The sequence below is a fragment of the Acinetobacter radioresistens DSM 6976 = NBRC 102413 = CIP 103788 genome, assembly GCF_006757745.1.
Classification (GTDB): Bacteria; Pseudomonadota; Gammaproteobacteria; order Pseudomonadales; family Moraxellaceae; genus Acinetobacter; species Acinetobacter radioresistens.
This window is the reverse complement of the sequence record NZ_AP019740.1, coordinates 1,139,065-1,157,872: the sequence shown is the minus strand read 5'-3', so window position 1 is coordinate 1,157,872 and position 18,808 is coordinate 1,139,065. Positions and strand designations below refer to the sequence as shown.

At 43.0% G+C, this 18,808-nt stretch carries 17 protein-coding genes; 7 read left to right on the top strand and 10 right to left on the bottom strand.

Annotation, left to right across the window (positions count from 1 at the left end):
• Positions 1–17: 17 nt before the first annotated feature.
• Positions 18–2,774, bottom strand: a complete 2,757-nt coding sequence (locus ACRAD_RS05325; protein ID WP_005025506.1) for an autotransporter assembly complex protein TamA — start codon at positions 2,772–2,774, stop codon at positions 18–20.
• 170 nt (positions 2,775–2,944) lie between these two features.
• Here ACRAD_RS05325 and ACRAD_RS05320 point away from each other — a divergent pair, with 170 nt between their 5' ends.
• A complete protein-coding gene (locus ACRAD_RS05320; protein WP_005025504.1) occupies positions 2,945–4,264 on the top strand; it encodes an MFS transporter in 1,320 nt (439 codons plus the stop codon).
• A 2-nt stretch (positions 4,265–4,266) separates the two neighbouring features.
• Positions 4,267–4,902 (top strand): 2-polyprenyl-3-methyl-6-methoxy-1,4-benzoquinone monooxygenase, encoded by a 636-nt coding sequence (gene coq7 / locus ACRAD_RS05315; RefSeq protein ID WP_005025502.1) that lies wholly within the window; start codon positions 4,267–4,269, stop codon positions 4,900–4,902.
• Positions 4,903–4,962: 60 nt separating this feature from the next.
• Here the strand turns inward: coq7 and ACRAD_RS05310 are convergent, their stop codons facing one another.
• The 4 genes from ACRAD_RS05310 to ACRAD_RS05295 are packed head-to-tail and all read right to left on the bottom strand — an operon-like array spanning position 4,963 to position 7,854.
• A complete protein-coding gene (locus ACRAD_RS05310; protein WP_005025500.1) occupies positions 4,963–5,406 on the bottom strand; it encodes a 2-amino-4-hydroxy-6-hydroxymethyldihydropteridine diphosphokinase in 444 nt (147 codons plus the stop codon).
• On the bottom strand, positions 5,363–5,743 hold the full coding sequence (gene folB, locus ACRAD_RS05305; protein WP_005025498.1) for a dihydroneopterin aldolase: 381 nt from the start codon (positions 5,741–5,743) through the stop codon (positions 5,363–5,365). Before folB ends, ACRAD_RS05310 begins: the two co-directional genes overlap by 44 nt.
• A gap of 19 nt (positions 5,744–5,762) precedes the next feature.
• Positions 5,763–7,067, bottom strand: coding sequence for an ABC1 kinase family protein (locus ACRAD_RS05300; RefSeq protein WP_005014783.1), 1,305 nt, complete (start codon positions 7,065–7,067; stop codon positions 5,763–5,765).
• Positions 7,068–7,113: 46 nt separating this feature from the next.
• Positions 7,114–7,854, bottom strand: coding sequence for a HesA/MoeB/ThiF family protein (locus ACRAD_RS05295; RefSeq protein ID WP_005025496.1), 741 nt, complete (start codon positions 7,852–7,854; stop codon positions 7,114–7,116).
• A gap of 355 nt (positions 7,855–8,209) precedes the next feature.
• On the opposite strand from ACRAD_RS05295, the gene ACRAD_RS05290 reads away from it, so the two are divergent.
• Complete coding sequence (locus ACRAD_RS05290) at positions 8,210–8,710, top strand: pyridoxamine 5'-phosphate oxidase family protein (RefSeq protein ID WP_005014787.1); 501 nt, start codon at positions 8,210–8,212, stop codon at positions 8,708–8,710.
• An 86-nt stretch (positions 8,711–8,796) separates the two neighbouring features.
• On the opposite strand, the gene ACRAD_RS05285 is transcribed toward ACRAD_RS05290, so the two are convergent.
• The 3 genes from ACRAD_RS05285 to ACRAD_RS05275 all read right to left on the bottom strand — a co-directional run bounded on the left by ACRAD_RS05285 (position 8,797) and on the right by ACRAD_RS05275 (position 12,621).
• Complete coding sequence (locus tag ACRAD_RS05285) at positions 8,797–10,449, bottom strand: AMP-binding protein (protein WP_005025494.1); 1,653 nt, start codon at positions 10,447–10,449, stop codon at positions 8,797–8,799.
• Positions 10,450–10,696: 247 nt separating this feature from the next.
• Complete coding sequence (locus ACRAD_RS05280) at positions 10,697–11,833, bottom strand: acyl-CoA dehydrogenase family protein (protein WP_005025492.1); 1,137 nt, start codon at positions 11,831–11,833, stop codon at positions 10,697–10,699.
• Positions 11,834–11,850: 17 nt separating this feature from the next.
• On the bottom strand, positions 11,851–12,621 hold the full coding sequence (locus ACRAD_RS05275; protein WP_005025489.1) for an SDR family NAD(P)-dependent oxidoreductase: 771 nt from the start codon (positions 12,619–12,621) through the stop codon (positions 11,851–11,853).
• 173 nt (positions 12,622–12,794) lie between these two features.
• On the opposite strand from ACRAD_RS05275, the gene ACRAD_RS05270 reads away from it, so the two are divergent.
• Entirely contained in the window at positions 12,795–13,820 is a 1,026-nt protein-coding gene (locus tag ACRAD_RS05270; protein ID WP_005025487.1) for an AraC family transcriptional regulator, read from the top strand.
• Between the two features lie 356 nt (positions 13,821–14,176).
• Here the strand turns inward: ACRAD_RS05270 and prmC are convergent, their stop codons facing one another.
• Both prmC and prfA read right to left on the bottom strand, forming a co-directional pair.
• A complete protein-coding gene (gene prmC, locus ACRAD_RS05265) occupies positions 14,177–15,001 on the bottom strand; it encodes a peptide chain release factor N(5)-glutamine methyltransferase (RefSeq protein WP_005025484.1) in 825 nt (274 codons plus the stop codon).
• Positions 15,001–16,089: a peptide chain release factor 1 gene (prfA, locus tag ACRAD_RS05260; RefSeq protein WP_005014798.1), complete on the bottom strand. Its 1,089-nt coding sequence runs from the start codon at positions 16,087–16,089 to the stop codon at positions 15,001–15,003. Before prfA ends, prmC begins: the two co-directional genes overlap by 1 nt.
• A 364-nt stretch (positions 16,090–16,453) precedes the next feature.
• On the opposite strand from prfA, the gene ACRAD_RS05255 reads away from it, so the two are divergent.
• From ACRAD_RS05255 to ACRAD_RS05245, 3 genes are all read left to right on the top strand, one after another.
• Positions 16,454–16,888: a glycine zipper domain-containing protein gene (locus ACRAD_RS05255; RefSeq protein ID WP_005025482.1), complete on the top strand. Its 435-nt coding sequence runs from the start codon at positions 16,454–16,456 to the stop codon at positions 16,886–16,888.
• Positions 16,889–17,074: 186 nt separating this feature from the next.
• On the top strand, positions 17,075–17,575 hold the full coding sequence (locus tag ACRAD_RS05250; RefSeq protein WP_005025480.1) for a glycine zipper domain-containing protein: 501 nt from the start codon (positions 17,075–17,077) through the stop codon (positions 17,573–17,575).
• 133 nt (positions 17,576–17,708) lie between these two features.
• Positions 17,709–18,713 (top strand): LLM class flavin-dependent oxidoreductase, encoded by a 1,005-nt coding sequence (locus tag ACRAD_RS05245; protein ID WP_005025477.1) that lies wholly within the window; start codon positions 17,709–17,711, stop codon positions 18,711–18,713.
• Positions 18,714–18,808 lie beyond the last annotated feature (95 nt).

Here is an 18,808-nt window from a genome sequence, read left to right as displayed (position 1 = left end):
AAAATTTTATATATTTATTAAAGTTGTGGGCCAATAAAAAAATGTAACCGGATAGGTATATTATCATCTGAAAGCCCTGCGGCGACATCCAGACGTATCGGTCCTACCGGTGAACTCCAGCGGATACCCAAACCGGCGCTATAAGCGGTCGGTGTATTAAAATCTTTATCATAAGCATTGCCAGCATCAGCAAATACTGCTGCTCTCCAGCCATCTTTAAATTGATAATTATATTCTAGCGATGTCGTTGCTAAAGCCTGGCCACCTACTTTATAACCAAACACTTCTGGTGACAGGCTCTTGTAATCAAAGCCCCGAATGCTCTGGTCACCGCCGGTAAAGTACCGAATATTATAGGGAACCTGATCAAAATCTTCTGTAAAAATATAACCAACATCAGCACGCCCCACGAACTGATGATCATTATTTTCACCTAGCGAATAAATAAAGCGCCAGCCAGCATTAACCAGTGCCATATCAGCATCAGAAAGTAAGGTTTTACTACCCAGTTCCACTTTATAGGTTTGTCTAAAACCACGAGTTGGATTTACCCGTGCATCGCTGTCAAGACGTGAGGTTTCATAGCCAAATAGTAAAGACTGCTGTTCAGGATTTGAACCGGGGATCTGGAATGCATCTGGTATGCTGTCTGATACGATATTTCCACGCTGGTTCAGCCGGTCTAAACGGTAACGGGCCCCAAAAGTATGTTGCCACTGGCCTCGCGGATTTTTGATAATCCGGTCTATGCCTGCAACTGCTGACTCAATATCCAGATTAAGGCCTTTACCGACATCTTCCCGCTCTTCACGCTCATATCCACCAACCAGGTTAATATAATCGTCAGTTGGATGGTTATATGGAATCGTATAACGGCCATCAAGCGCCTGACGGATTTTAGATACTTCCAGATTACTGTCAAAAGCATGACCACGCCGATTCACGATGGCACGACGATACTGGGTACGCAGGCGCGCGCCTGTGTCACTACCATAACCAATACCAGTTTCAACACTATTTAAACTATCGGCATTTAAAGTAATGAGAACCGGAATGCTTCTTTCTGCACGGGCCTGCTCACGTAACTGTTCCTGCTGTGCTTCCCGCTCATCCTGGACCTGCTGTTGCTCGCGGGCCAGTGAGACTTGTTGTATATCTGGCTGTGTGCCGGCAAACTGTTTTTCATCGACTACGTTCTGGGTAACTTCCTGCGCAGAAGTACTTTTATTACGTTGCTGATCCTGTGTTAATGTCTGTTCAGAAATTTGCTGCTGGTCAAGCAGGGTCTGTATATCTGGCGGAAGTTCGAGCGGTTTTTCTATCGGATCCGGCTTTACTGCATCGACCAAGGTATAGTTAAAATAGCGCGCATTGGTGAGGTTGTTTGCCAGCGTGTTAATACGCCAAGAAGTATAGTCATCACCTTCTTTCCAGGGAACCATACTCTGTAAGATATCATCATCCAGCGGAAAGGGTTTGGAAGGATCACTCATCTGGAATACAGGTTTCTTCAGGCTATATCGGTCACCAGTTTCATAACGCAAATTGATTTCTGCCGTATTCTGCGGCTGACTGATTTTGACATCATGCAGGCGCCAGTAAGCATCGAAATAACCGTTATTGCTAGCTGCATCAGTGATACGGCGTTTGGTCTCTTCATAAAGTCCATGATGAAAAATATCACCAACGTCCTGATCGGGAATAAGCTCGATAACCTGAAATTGTGGCTGTTCACTACCTTCCCCAGAAATTTCAATATCCTGCTCGGTAATACGTACCGGCTCATTCGGCTGGACATATACCCGTACCCGGCTATCACTTACTTTTTCAAAGCGAAAGGTCGAGTTATAGTAACCCACCGCCTGCGCAGCCTGATTTGAGAGACTGCGTAATTGTGGTAAAGCACTATTAAAGTCCTCAAATGACTCTTGGGTAAAACTGGAAAGTTTTCCTCGTATATTGGCAGCCAGCTCTGGAGGAGCACCCTCAACAGTCGCGGTAATCCGTGGCACTGTTTCTGCTGTACTCATATCTCGTGGCGGACGAATCCGGTACAAGGCTCGTTTGAAGATATTCGGTTTTTCAGCATCTTTAGGCGTAGTTTTTCCGGTATCCAGTGCAGATAATGTACGACCTGATTCGTTGATTTCTGCTACAATTGCACGATCTGACTGAATTTGCTGCATTAACTGGTCAACATTTACAGGTGCCTGGTTAATGGCCGTCAGCTCCTGCTGGCTTGCCTCAGGAATAGCCGTTTCCGGAGCACGGTTTAAACCTGCACGAAATGCTTGAGCCTCTGATTTTGCCTCTTCTGCGACACGGTAAATTTCATTGGCCATACTCTGGTCAATCTGCTCGACCGGATACTCTTCAAGATCTTCAAACTCTATGGGTTTAAAGGCTGATTTAGTATCCTGATCTGTCTGCTGCTCCAGCAATCTTAAGCTGTCCTGATTTACGCTCCGATCCTGCGTTATTTCTTCTTTCTTTTCTTCAACTACTTTTTGTAATTCTTGTTCTGTCATGGAAGGTGCAGCGGCTATCTCATCCTGATCATCTTCAGGCTGGCCTTTTGCCTCACTACGACTGGTTAATACTGGCTTGGATTCTGGCCGGTAAGTCGGGATAGGTTCCTCTTGTGCATAGACAGAGGCAGTAAATATACTTAAAAATACATTTGTATAGACCAGTTTATTGATATGATTTATTTTCAGTATACGGTGTATTGACCGGGTCAGAGCTGACTGTTTAAAGTTAATTTTTGCAGGCATGTAAAACTCTAAATTTATTTTAGTGGAAAAATTTCCTAATAAATAAACCGGAAATCAGGCAAAACAGTTCGTTTTTCATGGCTCAACGGTTAAAAATATCATACATGAAATTACTTAGAGTTTTACTATTTACACACATTTCTTAATAAAACTAATGAAGTTTATTGCCCATGGAAAAACCAGAACATCTTCTTCACTCGCGCCGCTTTCTGCCGATGTTTTTAACTCAATTTTTCGGGGCCCTTAATGATAATATTTATAAACAGGGATTATTATTAGTTATTACTTATGGGTGGATTCACCAGCAAGGTGTGCCGGTCAGTACCCTAAATAATTTAGCTGCCCTGTTATTTATTTTGCCTTACTTTATTTTTTCAGCAACTGCCGGACAAATTGCAGATCGTTATGAACGCTCACGCCTGGTTCGTATGATTAAAATTCTCGAGATTATGATCATGCTAATTGGCAGTGCAGGCTTTCTGATGGGTAACCTATGGTTATTGTTGCTTGCACTATTTATGATGGGCACTCACTCGACCTTTTTTGGTCCAATTAAGTACGCGATTCTGCCTGAAATCTTAAAACCACAAGAGTTAATGTCTGGTAATGCCCTGTTTCAATCCGGTACCTCTATCGCGATTTTAATGGGCATGATTTTAGGCGGCGCCGTAATCTCAATTTCTCAAGGCAATCTATTTTGGATCAGCCTGACAGTAGTAGTTATTGCTTGCTTAGGCTATTTAACCAGCCGTTTTATTTTACCTCAAAAAGTATCTGCCCCTGATCTCCAGATTGACTGGAATTTTTTTAGAACCAGTTTCCAAACAATTCAATATGCTAAAAGTCTGCCATTAATTTTTACTATTTTGCTTGGCAACTCATGGTACTGGTTTTATGGTGCTACTTACCTGACCCAAATTCCTCAGCTTACCCAGCAAAATCTGCACGCTTCTGAAAATGTGGTCAGCCTGTTATTAACCTTTTTCTCTGTAGGCATTGGAGTCGGTTCGTTACTGTGCCGCAAGATTGGTGGTGGTGAGGTCAATATCAAAATGGTGCCTGTGGGCGCAGTAGGTCTGACTATATTTGCACTTTATCTTGCTGGCAGCTTGATGTTTGTACCCGAACGTACTGGTGAAATGCTGAGTTTGAGTGATTTTTTCCATCAGGGCTGGGTTTATTATCATGTCATGCTGGCAGTCACTTTACTGGGTATCAGTGGCGGTTTTTATATTGTTCCACTGTATGCCATGATGCAGGCTTATTCACCTCGCTCACACCGGGCACGGGTGGTCGCAGCAAATAACATATTAAATGCTGTTTTTATGGTAAGTTCCGCCATCTTTTCTATTTTAATCTTAAGCATACTTAAAATTGATATTAAAATACTTTTTGTCATCACTGCGGTACTGAGTGCTATTTTTACCATTTGGCTGTTGATCAGGCTAAAACCGATGCTTGAAAATACTCAAAACTCCCTGGAGGATTAACCATGCGTCATTACACCGGTATGGACCGTCTTATTCAATCTTTTGATCAGGCCCTAAGAAGTCTGGTTCCGGGCGCAACTACAGCCCAACGTGATAATCCCGCCCATAGTTCTGATACCCATCTGACTGTAAGTGATGCCCGCCATGTAGCTGGTCTAATGCGTGTGAATCACAGTGGTGAGGTATGTGCCCAAGCGCTTTATCATGGTCAGGCACTGACTGCCAAGCTGCCAAATGTGCGCCGGGAAATGGAACAGGCGGCCATTGAGGAACAGGATCATCTTGCTTGGTGTGAAGACCGTTTAAAGGAACTTGATAGCCACACCAGCCTGCTTAATCCGGTCTGGTACAGCCTTTCATTTGGTATGGGCGCACTTGCCGGTATTGCAGGTGATAAATATAGTCTGGGCTTTGTTGCCGAAACTGAACGTCAGGTCAGTCTACATCTGGAAGATCATCTTCGCCAGTTACCGGCCCAAGATGACCGTTCACGAAAAATTCTGGAACAGATGAACGAAGATGAATTGCATCACCGGGATACTGCATTGAATGCCGGAGGGGTTGATCTGCCTTATCCAGTCCGGATGACCATGACAGCAATTTCTAAACTGATGACTAAAACCAGTTACTACATTTAATGCTTTGTCCTTTAGTTTTAAATCACAGGAATATTTAGTCTTCTGATATATAAAACTACTTTAATCCAGCATATCGATATTCCAGCAGGGATACGGATGCTGGATTTTTTGTGGCTGTAATTTTACCCCGACATCCTGCAGTGGAATTCTGACATCCAGCGGCAGAGGCATCTTTCTAGAATTAAAGTTTAACTGTTGCAAGTTATTCCCCCATGCAATTACATCCACATCGAGAGTAATACAATGAGAAGGCCGGATACGCCCAGCCTGCTGTTCCAGTTCTTTGCTCCATTGCTGCATCTGCTTTGCACTTAACTGACTTTCAAGCAGACAGGCAGCATTCCAGTAATCTGCACCAATACTATCCCGACAGGGAATCAGATAAACTTTAGACCAGTGAACCCGTCCTAACTGTGCCAGTGCGGAACGTGCAAACTGGAAATATTGATGAGGCTGTTGATTACTGGCCAGAGCCAGTAGATAGCATGTTACGGTGGCGTTCAAGACGAATTCCTACAGAATTTGCTTGCGCGATAATGGCAGGCTTGCGGACCGTAATAATAATAGATTCAATACTAAAAAAGGTAGTAAAAAGTTTTTCAATTACTAACTGCGCCGCATGTTCAATCAGTTTTGGTTGTGCCTGCTTGATGACCTGTGTAGTCAGCTCACAGATTTCAGCATAATTAAGTGTATCTTGCAGCTCATCACTGGCTGCTGAACGGCTCAGGTCATTGTGGATCGTGAGATCCACCAGTAAAGGCTGGGTAATCTGGCGCTCCCAGTTAAAGCAACCGATGACGCTTTCGACCTTTAATCCCTCAATGATAATTGCATCCATAATGACCTGACTTATTTAATTAATGTTTAAGCAATAAATTCGGATCCATATTCTGCACCATTTGCAGACGTTGGTCCGCATAAATATCAGTATATGGCGCCAGAACACGCATAAAACGGTCGAAATATAGCATCTGCTTGAATAGTAGTGCAAAATCACGCGGGAACCGAATACCGTGCCGCTCACCAACAGCCACCATATCCATCATGATGTCATTTAAGTCTGCCGGGTTAGAAGACAGTATTTCTTGTGGGTCTGCCAGTAAGACCCCGCTAAATAAACGCTCTAGATCCGCTGCTAAAACCTGTACATCAATTTGCTGGTCAGTCATGCCCATATTTAGCATATTCTCTGCCATTGCCTGATAATTGGTATGCTGCAACGCATCCATAAAAGCAATACAGGCTGTCCAGACTTCAGGTTTTAACTGTCCGACTATACCAAAATCAATAAAACCTACCCGGCCATCTTCTAGCAGCATCAGATTACCTGCATGCAAGTCAGCATGGAAACTCTTACAGAGCATCAAACTGCCAAACCAGGTATTCATAGCTGTAATCAGCACTTGTGACGGGTCTTTAGCATACTTTTTCACCACCTCAAAATCAGTCAGAGGTACGCCATACAGACGCTGCATAGTCAATACACGGCGGGTAGAATACTGATGATAAACCTTTGGTGCTGTAGCAGCCTGATTTTGGCTGATTTTCAAATACTCAATAAAATCATCGAGGTTTTGTGCTTCTTCAATAAAGTCAACTTCACGTACCATACGTGTCTTGATCTCATCAACAATATCAGCCAGTGAAGCAAACTTGACCTTGGGTACGACTTTTTCCAAAAGTTTGGTGGCCCAGTGTAAAACATTCAGATCAGTATACAAAATGGTTTCCACACCGGGCTTTTGTACTTTGATCACCACATCTTCACCACTTTTAAGTTTGGCGGCATGAACCTGTGCTATAGACGCAGATGCCAGTGGTGTCTCATCAATTGAAGCAAAAATTTCAGACAAGTCACGATCTGCAAATTCTGAAGCCAGAACCTGTTGAATATAAGAAAAAGGCAAAGTAGGGGTCTGATCCAGACAACCCTGAAATTCTTCAACAAATTCACGTGGAAAAAGTGAAGGTGTACTGGCAATAAACTGGCCAAGTTTAATATAGGTAGAACCCAAGGATTCAAAAGTTTCACGCATCATTTTAGCATTATTGGGCTTTTCAGCCGCGGTGGCATATTTAATGCCTGTCTTGGCTGCGATTACTGCAGTTTCACCTATACGGGCTACAGACCGCATGCTTTCAAACCATATATTTTTTTTCATAGCTTATAAATACAAGAATAATGAGAGAGATTTTAACAAATACACCCTAGTTTAAAGGGCTTTTTGCTCGACAGGCTGAACAATTTGTATCGTTTTCAAATTTAAGTATACGTTGTTTCATACTCAAACCATCCCAGAGTAAAAGTTTTTCTCGTAATGGTAAAAGATTTAAACCTAAATATAATAAAGCATGATGCGCTTGTAATGACGCCATCATTACCGGTGTAGTGGCCAAGACTCCCGAATCAGCACAGCGCAAACTTTCATCCGTATGCTGGCCTTTAGGAAAAATACATTCATAACAGGCAGAGTTACCTTCTACCATAAAAAGCTGGCCTTGAAAGCCAATGGCTGAAGCACTCAATAAAGGAACCTGTTGTATATAACACACTTGGTTTACCAGATAGCGAGTAGAGAAATTATCGCATCCGTCCAGAACCAAGTCCTGTCTGGCAATTAAATCAACTATATTTTCTGCATCAAGCCGTTGATTAACATGTTCTACCAGAATATAGGGATTGATCTCTTTTAAACGTTTCGCCAGTATTTCAGCCTTATAAAAACCGACATCTTGTGGCAAAAAAGCAGTCTGTCGCTGCAAATTACTGATTTCCACGGTGTCAGCATCAATTACGGTAATTTTACCTACGCCTGCCCGTGCCAGCAACTCGGCAGAGGTGCAACCGATCCCGCCTGCCCCAACAATCAGGACATTTGCCAGCTTGAGTTTTTCCTGCGCGTCAATATCCCAGCCATCGAGTAAAATCTGGCGGCTGTACAAGTGCATTTCATTATCACTCAGTTCCTGACAGTTATCTTGTTTTATCACCTTACATTTCCCTGACTGCTCTGCGGCGTGTGTAATTCTATCCTGAATCTTTCATAGTTTTAACTGCTGATTTTATAGTAAAGCTATAACAGCTCCCAGAATATAGATCGTTATGTTAACCATAATTTCCCCATCTAAAAGCTTCTCAGACTCTAGTTATGTACTTTCTGTTTATTGATGAGTTCTTTCATTGTTGAAATGTATAAGTTAAGTGAGACAACGACTTATTTTCCTAAAAATCGTTTTAATCTGAACAGGTTCTCAAGATTAAATCATTTAAATTAAAGAAAACCTTAACATTAGGAGAATCGTTATGACAGAACATGAAAATCGTGAAAAATTATGGGAACTTATTAAAGATGTACGTTTTGCAATGATCAGTCATCAGACTGAAACTCATGAAATTCATGCTCAGCCAATGACTATGCTGAACTCAGAACGTATGGATGAAGACCAGAATGTGTATTTTATTTTAAAAGATACCAATGATATTGTGCAGGCGGTTGAGGCAGGCCGTAATCAACTTGGATTGGCTTTTTCCAAACCCTCTGACGATATTTATGTATCCATCAGTGCACATGGAGAAATCAGTACAGATCGCGCTTTAATTGATAAGTTATGGAACCCATGGGCAGAAAACTGGTTTGATGGCAAGGATGACCCAAGTGTGCGTGTACTTGTTGCCAAGGCAGTTAGTGCAGAATACTGGAATGTCACTGACAATAAGGTTACACATCTTTTAAAAGTCTTAAAAGGTAACATTACCGGTAAGACAGAGGAGCCTGACTCTGAGCATAAGCGTCTTGACCTGTAACTATGTAGAGTATTGAGGATACAAAATTTAATCAGCCTCAATGTATAAAAAGCACCTGAATAGGTGCTTTTTTAATATCTTATGCCTTAACCCACTTTTCTCTTTTCCATTTGAGAAATTTCTTGTTGTTTTAACAGGTTGCGCTGTATTTTACCACTCGATGTTTTTGGTAGCTGACTTACAAATTCGATTTCTTTAGGATAAGCGTGTTTAGATAAACGCGAACGCACATAGGTTTGTAATTTATCTTTAAGTAGCTCAGAAGCCATATACTGATCTTTAAGTACCACGAACGCTTTGACAATTTCAGTGCGTTCAGGATCAGGTTTACCCACGACCGCAGATTCGAGTACCTCTTCGCACTCAAGCAGGGTACTTTCTACATCAAACGGACCTACCCGATAACCTGATGTAGTAATTACATCGTCAGCACGTCCAATAAAATCGATTCCACCCAATTCATTTAGCTTGACTGTATCGCCTGTCAAATAATATTTTCCGGCAAAGGCTTTACGGTTATGCCCGTCATACCCCTTAAACCAGAATAAGGGAGACTGCTCGCAGTCAAGTCCCAAAATTCCAATACCGCCCTCACCCAGTTCCTGATGTTGCGAGTCCAATACTACAAAACGGTGCCCGGGTATGGCATAACCAGCAGAACCCACCTTTTTAGGATGCTCCAGGGCATGATGATTGGCAATTACCATGCCCAGTTCAGTTTGGCCGTATTGATCGTAAATATTGACCCCCAAACTATCTTTAAACCAGTGAATGACTTCTGGTGTTAAAGGCTCACCAGCACTGCTAACTACACGTAGATGCTCACTGATTTTCTCGTCAAATTTGTGTTTGAATCCAAAAAACATGCGAAATGCAGTAGGCGATCCAGTCAGGTTACTGACCCGATACTTGCGAATGACTTCCAATGCATGATCTACCGTAAAACCTCGCTCATCCATAATAATACTATGACCTAGGCTTAATGGACCTGTAACACCATAATACAGTCCATAGGCCCAGCCCGGATCAGCAAGATTCCAGAATGAATCCTGTTCTTGCAAATCGACGGCATGCTGCATATAACCTTTGAACGCTACCATTGCTTTTAGCGGAACCGGCACAGACTTGGCCAGACCGGTCGTACCTGAGGTAAACATCATCAGGAAATCATCTTCAAAGCTGCGCATAGTCGCTGGACAGTTTTCAGGATACTGCTTGAGTATTTGCCAAAAATCTCTTTCATTCTCCAGATGAGGCACAGAGTATTCTTCAAGATTGACTGTAAGAATTGATGGAATACTAATTCCATTTAGTTTGGTTCGCTGTTCGTGATGAGTCACTACCAGACGGGTATTGGCTGTGGTTAATCTGTGCTCAATTGCTTTAGATTCAAATGCAGTAAATAGTGGCTGATAGACTGCCCCAATACGCCATGTGGCTAAAATTGTAATCAGTAATTCCACTGTTCTTGGCATTAGCCCTGCAACACAGTCTCCCGGCTGAATATTTAATGATTTGAAATAATTTGCCAATTGGCCTGACGCCTGAGCCAGCTGATCAAAACTGTACTCGGCCTGTTGGCCGTCTTTACCTTGCCAGTACAAGGCAATACGGTTAGAACCCGTATGACGCTCACAACACTCTATATAGGCGTTGACAGCTTCAGGCGTACCCAGAAGTTGTTGCTGAATTACCTGTTGCAGATCAAAATCCTGATATGCCTGTTCTAGTGTCTTCATCCCGATGACCTCTTGTTCCTGTAAGGCCACAGATCACTTGTGATCCGCCATAGCCCTATTTTTATTGTTATGTCACTGCTTCAGTTTTTGAGACTTCAGCTTCTATATAAATTTGATTTACTTAAAATAAAGCTTGTAGGTTTTGGTGACAATTTCCAAAACTGTCAAATAAGCTGCCATATTCAGCCTATGACTCAAATTATCCAGGCTGATCATGATAGTTTTCAATCTAAAAAGAGGTGGAGTTTCAGATTTTCGTGACTTCGCGTGCAATCACCAGTCTCTGAATATCTGATGCACCTTCATAAATCTGGCTAACCCGAACATCCCGATAGATACGCTCGACCGGAAAATCAGTTACATAGCCATAGCCCCCATGAATTTGTATAGAATCTGAACAGACCCGCTCTGCCATGGTAGAAGCAAACAGTTTTGCCATTGAGGCTTCTTTCAAACAAGGCAGACCAGCATCTTTCAGACTAGCTGCATGAAAAACCAGCTGCCGGGCTGCTTCAATTTGTGTAGCCATATCTGCTAGACGAAAAGCCACTGCCTGATGCTGCACAATTTCTACACCAAAAGCCTTACGTTCATTCGCATACTGTACAGCAGCGTCTAAAGCAGCACGCGCCATTCCTACAGATTGCGCTGCAATTCCTATACGGCCTGCTTCCAGATTTGAAAGTGCAATCTTGTAACCTTCTCCTTCCTTACCCAGCAAATTTTCCGCAGGAATCCTGCAGTTTTCAAAAATAATTGTGGCCGTATCTGAGGCATGCTGTCCCATTTTATCTTCAATATTTGCGACCACATAACCAGGTGTATGAGTCGGTACTAAAAAGCACGAGATACCTTTTTTGCCTGCGGTTTTATCTGTAACTGCAAAAACCAGCGCAACCTGTGCATGTTTACCTGAGGTAATAAACTGCTTGGTGCCATTAATGACCCATTCATCACCGTCACGTTCAGCACGGCAACTGATAGCACTTGCATCTGAACCAACATGCGGTTCAGTCAGACAAAAGCAGCCCAGCCATTCACCTGAGGCAAAGCGGGTCAGATACTCCTGCTTTTGTGCCTCAGTGCTATATGCATAGGTAATACCACAAGGCAATGAATTCTGTACGCTAATGATGGTTGAAATTGCACCATCACCTGCCGCTATTTCCTCTAGAGCAAGCACCAGTGAAATATAGTCAAGTCCAGCTCCACCCCATTCAACTGGTATCGCCATACCAAAAGCACCCAGCTCAGCCAGCTCTTTAAGTTCCTGAGCAGGAAATTCATGCGTTTTATCACGGTGGGCAGCAGTGGGTTTCAGTTTTTGCTGTGAATAATCACGAAGCATGTCCTGAACCATACGTTGCTCGGCAGTTAAAATCATCAGCTTACTTCCTTGTATTATTTGGCAGCCATACGGATTGCACCGTCCAGACGAATTACTTCCCCATTCAAATAGGTATTTTCAACAATATGAGCAACCAGTTTGGCAAACTCTGCGGGTTTAGCTAATCGTGGTGGAAACGGTACCATTTGTCCTAATGCTTCCTGCACTTTCTCTGGCAGGCCTTGTAGCATTGGAGTCTCCATGATACCTGGCGCAATAGTCATGACCCGAATAGCGTGTTGTGCCAATTCACGGGCCAGCGGCAAGGTCATAGCCACCACAGCACCTTTAGAGGCCGAATATGCAGCCTGCCCGATCTGTCCTTCAAATGCCGCTACAGATGCCGTATTAATGATAATACCGCGCTCTTCCTCCCCTTCTTCAATAGAGTTTCTGGACATTAACTCAGCTGCAAAGCGCAGCATGTTAAAACTACCAGTTACATTGATGTCCAGAGCACGTTGAAATAGAGCGAGCTCATGTAGCCCATTTTTCCCCAGTATTTTGGCTGAAGGTGCAATCCCGGCACAGTTGATTAAGCCGTGCAATGCACCAAACTGTTGTGAGATATTGATAAAAAGCTGCTGGACAGCGATTTCATCTGTAACATCAAGTTTTACAAACTGGGCTTTTGGTCCCAGCTCCTGAACCATCTGCTCACCAGCATCCTGATTCATGTCGACCAGAATTACTTGCGCACCCTGTCCGGTCAATTGTCGTGCTGAGGCAGCGCCCAAGCCTGAAGCACCACCCGTAATAACAAATACTTTTCCCTGAGTTTTCATATTTTTCGATCCGGCTGTCGATATTTTTCAAATAAAACGTTTAGTTAAATGCAGGGTAATGGCTCTCTATTTACAGTACAATTTCCAAATTGTGCAATTGCGATGCCAGTTTTGGGCAATCTGGCCAACTGCTCTACAAACAATTATTCATGATGGGATCAAGTGAAAATATAATGGACCGGACAGATTTAGAAGAAAGCAAAGGAACAATATCCGTCAGTCTGGTTCATGAAGCCTTGATGGTGGCCTATAGCCGTGGACTTGATACCCGGCTCATTCTGCAAAAAGCAGAAATAGCACCTGAAATTCTGCACTCAGCCAAAGCACGTATTCCGGTTTCAGCATATGCCTGTCTCTGGACTGAACTGGCTGATCACATGAATGATGAGTTCTTCGGGATGGATAGCCATCCCATGCGTCGTGGTAGTTACCAGTTACTCAGTAAAATGCTGCTACAGGCAGAGACACTTGAAAAAGCAGTTCAGGATATGCTGAAGTTTCTGAACTTTATACTGGATGATTTACAGGCTGAGCTTCAGCTTGAACAAGATAAAGCTTTTCTGGTGCTGCATGATCAAGGTCCAGTCAAACGGATGTTCAGTTACGCGACTTATCTGATGCTGGTACATGGCTTAATATGCTGGTTGAGTGGCCAGCGTGTGATATTGGATAAAATTGAACTGCGGTGCATGCAGCCTCTAGATGATCAGGATTATCGGGTTCGGTTCTGTGAAAAAATCTACTATGGCGCTTCTCAAAACCGGATTGAGTTTAGCCGGCATTATCTTGAAATAAAAATTAAGAAAGATAAAAATGCCTGGTACGATTTTTTAAAGCATACTCCCCAGAATCTTCTGGTTCGTTATAAAAATCCTGATTCCTTAAGCTTTAGTATTCGTAAATACTTAAGTAAGCTTATACCAGCAGAGTGGCCGGAACTTACCGACATTGCTGCTCGCTTTAATCTGTCAGAAACCACTATGCATCGACGTTTAAAATATGAAGGTGTAAGCTATCAGCAGCTAAAAAATGATATCCGTCGTGATATAGCCATTGAATATCTGACCCATACTGATCTTTCATTACAAGATATTAGTGAACAACTCGACTTTCATGATGCCAGTGCTTTTCACCGTGCCTTCAAGAAGTGGACAGGGGTCAGTCCGGGTACTTATCGGCAGAATCGGAGCAAGCTCTAACTTGCACTTTAAAGAGAATGACCATAAAAACAGTCTGTGGTCAGCGAAGAAATTTCTTTTATAGCTAGCGGGATAACTTTAATTATCTATTAATTATATAAATCTCTTTTAGTTTCTGTCATCTACTTAAAACAGCTTTAAATAGTTAAAATAGAATGGCAATACTTTTTATCGGCTGAGAGATGGCGTTAAATATTGTTTCCCGCTACTGTAATTTTCGTAATTATCCTGCTCAGGATACCGGAAAAACAACAGGCCACTTGATGAAATTTATAGAAAGCTAAGGCTTAGGTTAGCAAAATTATGACCAGTAAATAAAAGGCTCCTAATGAAGCCCCGATATAAATAAGTTTCGATCAGATTAGCTGACCCAATGTAACTCGATCATTGCCACTATAGTCTTTTACAGTACGAACCGACTCAAACCCTTTATTCTCAAAGAAAGAGCGTACGGCTTTTGCTTGTTCATACCCATGCTCCAGTACAATCCAGCCTTCTGGTCTTAACCAGCTTTTACCCTGCTCAATAATCGTCTCCAAATCAGCCAGACCTTGCTTAAGCGCAACGAGAGCCCGTACCGGCTCTGTGGCCAGATCTTTCATATGCCGATCTTCTGCATCGATATAGGGTGGGTTGGATACGATTAAATCAAATATAGGCTCAGGTAACTGGTTCAATGCTGCAAACCAGGCTCCACAAGCAAACTCTACCTGCTGTAAACCATGTTTGTCTGCATTTTCACGGGCAACTGTAAGGGTGGGCATATAAACATCAGTAGCCAGAACCGACCAGTGAGGTTTTTCTGAGGCTAGCGCCAGAGCGATGGCACCTGTACCTGTGCCTAAATCCACCATCTTGGTTTCTTCAGGCAAGTCCAGCGTCAAAACAGTTTCGACCAGTACTTCAGTATCTGGCCGTGGTACCAGTGTATCTCGGGTCACTTTCAGATCAAGTGTCCAGAATGGCTGTGAACCAAGAATATATGCGAGAGGTTCGCCGGCTTCCAGTCGAGCCAATGCAGCCAGATAAGCATGCTGCTGCTCGGCCGTCAGCTCTTTATCCTGACGGAACCTGAACTCAAACATTTTTATATTTAGAATATGTTCAAGTAGCCAGATATTTTCCTGACGTTCATAGCTGTCTGGTATGCCCCGAATTGTCAAGGCCTCACTAAGTTTCATTAGCCGCCATTTTCCTGTGCCAGCATTGCCAGCTGATCAGCCTGATATTCACGATGCAAGCTATCTAAAAGCTCATTTAGATCACCTTCCATAATGGCATCTAGCTTATACAATGTGAGATTAATACGATGATCAGTCATCCGTCCCTGCGGATAGTTATAGGTACGAATACGTTCAGAGCGGTCGCCCGAACCCACCAGATCACGGCGCATTTCAGAAGTGGCAGATTCTTGTGCAGCACGTTTAGCATTCTCTAAACGTGAAACCAGAAGTGACATCGCTTTGGCTTTATTCTTGTGCTGCGAACGCTCTTCCTGACATTCAACTACTGTGCCGGTAGGAATATGGGTAATACGTACAGCTGAGTCCGTTTTATTAATGTGCTGACCGCCGGCACCTGATGCACGATAAGTATCAATACGTAAATCAGCCGGATTGATGTCTACTGTGGTATCCACATCTACTTCAGGAAGTATCGCTACAGTACATGCTGAAGTGTGTACCCGCCCCTGGGATTCTGTGGCTGGTACACGCTGTACTCGATGTGCACCGCTTTCAAATTTCATGCGGCCATAAACACCATCACCATCGACACGACAGATTATTTCTTTATAACCGCCATGTTCGCCTTCATTCTCAGAGAGAATTTCGAGCCGCCATCCACATGATTCCGCATATTTACTATACATACGGAACAGATCACCAGAGAAAATTGCCGCCTCATCACCGCCTGTTCCAGCACGAATTTCCAGATATGCGGCATTGGCATCATTTGGGTCTTTTGGAATCATCAGAATATTAAGCTGACTTTCAAGTGACTCTATCAGGGCCCGGTTCTCTCTAATTTCTTCCTGAGCCATTTCTTTAAAGTCAGGGTCAGAAAGCATGGCTTCAGCTGTTTCAATATCTGCTTCAGCTTGACGATATTTGGCCCAAACTTCGGTAATTTCAGTTAGATCACTATGTTCCCGGGACAGCTTGCGAAAGCGTTTATTATCAGAAATAACTTCAGCATCTGCCAGCAGTGCGGTCAGCTCTTCATAACGGTCAGATAACTGATCAAGGCGTAAACGTAGCGATTCTTTCATCTTTTAATATGTCTCAAGTCAAACAGCATTCGACTGTTAAAAGCGATCAAACAGTCTGCCATATCAGAAAATTGCGCATAGTGTACCGATTCTGACTTTTAAAAGACATCATTATTGGCAGGTAACACTTTGCCTCTATAAATTTTTTAGAGATATGGAGGCTAATCTTCAGAATTCATCCATATTTGCTTTAAAAATCTAGTTATTTGCCGTGATTTTAGACGTTTTTAATAGAAAGCATACAAAGCTGAAACCAAACACTATAAATACAGAGACAGCTCTCCATATTTAGTACGAATCGTTTTGTTACATTTCTCACAACGAAAGCATAAGCCTCAAAAGTTCTGAGCACATGGAGAACAAAATGAAATTAAATACAGTTTTATTAAGTGCAGCCTTAGCAACTACATCAATGATGACTGTAAATGCATATGCAGACAACACCACTCGTGTTGCAGCAGCAAGTGCGCTCGGAAGTGTAGCAGGCACAGCATTAGGTAGAAATATGGGTGGTAACACTGGTGCAATGATTGGTTCGGCACTAGGTGGTGCAGGTGGTGCAGCTGTAGCGAGTAATAAACGTAACCGTACTGAATCTGCGATTGGTGGTGGTGTAGGTGGTGTAGGTGGTTATGCCCTGGGTAAACAGATGGGTGGTTCAACTGGTGGCCTGATCGGTTCCGCACTGGGAGCAGCCGGAGGCGCAGCTTTAGGCAATAAAATCGCTAAAGATAAAGACGATGACCGCCGTTATTATAACTCTCGTCAATGGAATAAAAAATACCGTCGTCACCGTTAATAATAGCAGTCAAGATTCAAGCACCTTCGGGTGCTTTTTTAATGCATAAGACGGGTATGCACAATTACGGATAAATTAAGGATAAGCAAAATACAATTTCATAACGTTATCTTCATGCTGAGTCAGGTTTGCACTATTAATTTTGATCTATAGAAATCAGATTCAGATATATTTACAGGTGTACTCATGAACTATAAAATTCTAATGATCGCTGTTGTAGCAACCTCAGCCATGGGTATGACAGCAGGTAATGCAGGTAATGCAACCAATACTGCAATTACATCCGCTTTAGGCGGTGTAGTAGGTGCCGCAATTGGGCAGCACATGGGTGGACAAACAGGAGCAATGATTGGCTCAGCTGTAGGTGGCGGTGCAGGTGCTGCGGTTTCCAGCAATAAGCGCGACCGTAATGGCGCAATTATTGGAGGTGCCCTAGGTGCCGGAGCAGGTTATAGCGTTGGGAAGAATATGGGCGGTACAAATGGTGGTTATATTGGTGCGGCGCTAGGTTCTGCCGGCGGCTCAGTATTAGGCCAGCGTGTAAGTGAAGACCGTCGTTATGATGACCGGGATGAGCGTCGTTATAGCTCAAATCGTTATCGTTACAATGATTACCGCTACAACAACAACCGCTATACTGATAATGGCCGCCATTTAGGTCATTATAAAAATGGTAAACGTTATTAATTAATTTCCCAGTTATCTCTTTAAGCATCTTCGGATGCTTTTTTTATTTTTGTATTTATATCGTTTTTTATCGATATACAAAACCTGTTTAAAGTCGTATGCTTTTCAGTAATTGTCTTAATCTGGAATCATAATGCCTAATCTTGCCAACACTCGATTTTCTATTCTGGAATTGGTTCCTGTCCGTGATGACAAGACCGTTCGCTTCTCCCTCGAACATTCTCTTGAATTAGCCCAACATGCTGAAAAGCTAGGCTATGAGCGTTTATGGTTGGCTGAACATCATAATATGGACGGGATTGCCAGTTCGGCAACTGCTGTTCTGCTCGGATATCTCTTGGCCAATACAGAGCATTTACGCGTCGGTTCAGGTGGAATTATGTTGCCTAACCATGCACCACTGGTCGTTGCTGAACAGTTTGGTACTCTAGCGACCTTATATCCGGATCGGGTTGAATTGGGTCTGGGCCGTGCTCCAGGCACAGATCAGGTAACTATGCGTGCTCTACGTCGTGGTCGGCAGGAAACTGAAGACCAGTTTCCACAGGATGTACAGGAAATCCTGCACTACTTTAAAGAACCTCAACCCGGACAAAGAATTGTAGCAACACCAGGACAGGGAACGCATGTACCTGTGTGGCTATTAGGTTCTAGCCTGTTCAGTGCACAGCTGGCAGCAAGGCTCGGGCTCCCCTACTCTTTTGCTTCTCATTTTGCACCGCGTATGCTTGGTCAGGCCATTCAGCTTTATAGAGAAAATTTTGAACCCTCCGAGTATCTTGAAAAACCTTATGTTTCTATGGGCGTACCGGTCGTCGTTGCACCTACAGATGAAGAAGCAAACTATCTGGCTACCAGTGCCTATCAGCGTGTTCTAGGGCTTATTCGTGGTCAGAGCCTAAAACTTAAACCACCTGTAGAAAGTATGGATGGCTTGTGGACACCAGCTGAACAGCTCTCTGTACGTAACTTTTATGCAATGGGCCAGATTGGCTCCCCTGCTACTGTTAAAGCCGGCTTAGAACAGTTGCTGCATGATTATGAAGTTGATGAGTTTATTTTTACCTGTGATATTTATGACACTCAAAAACGACTTGAAACGTTTAGCTTACTGATGGATCTTAAGCATTCTGCCTAATGAGATTCTATTTAAAGATAAGGCTTGTCCTAAAATGACAAGCCTTTCTTTTATTATCAATAATTTAGCTAAAAAATTATTCAACAATCAATACT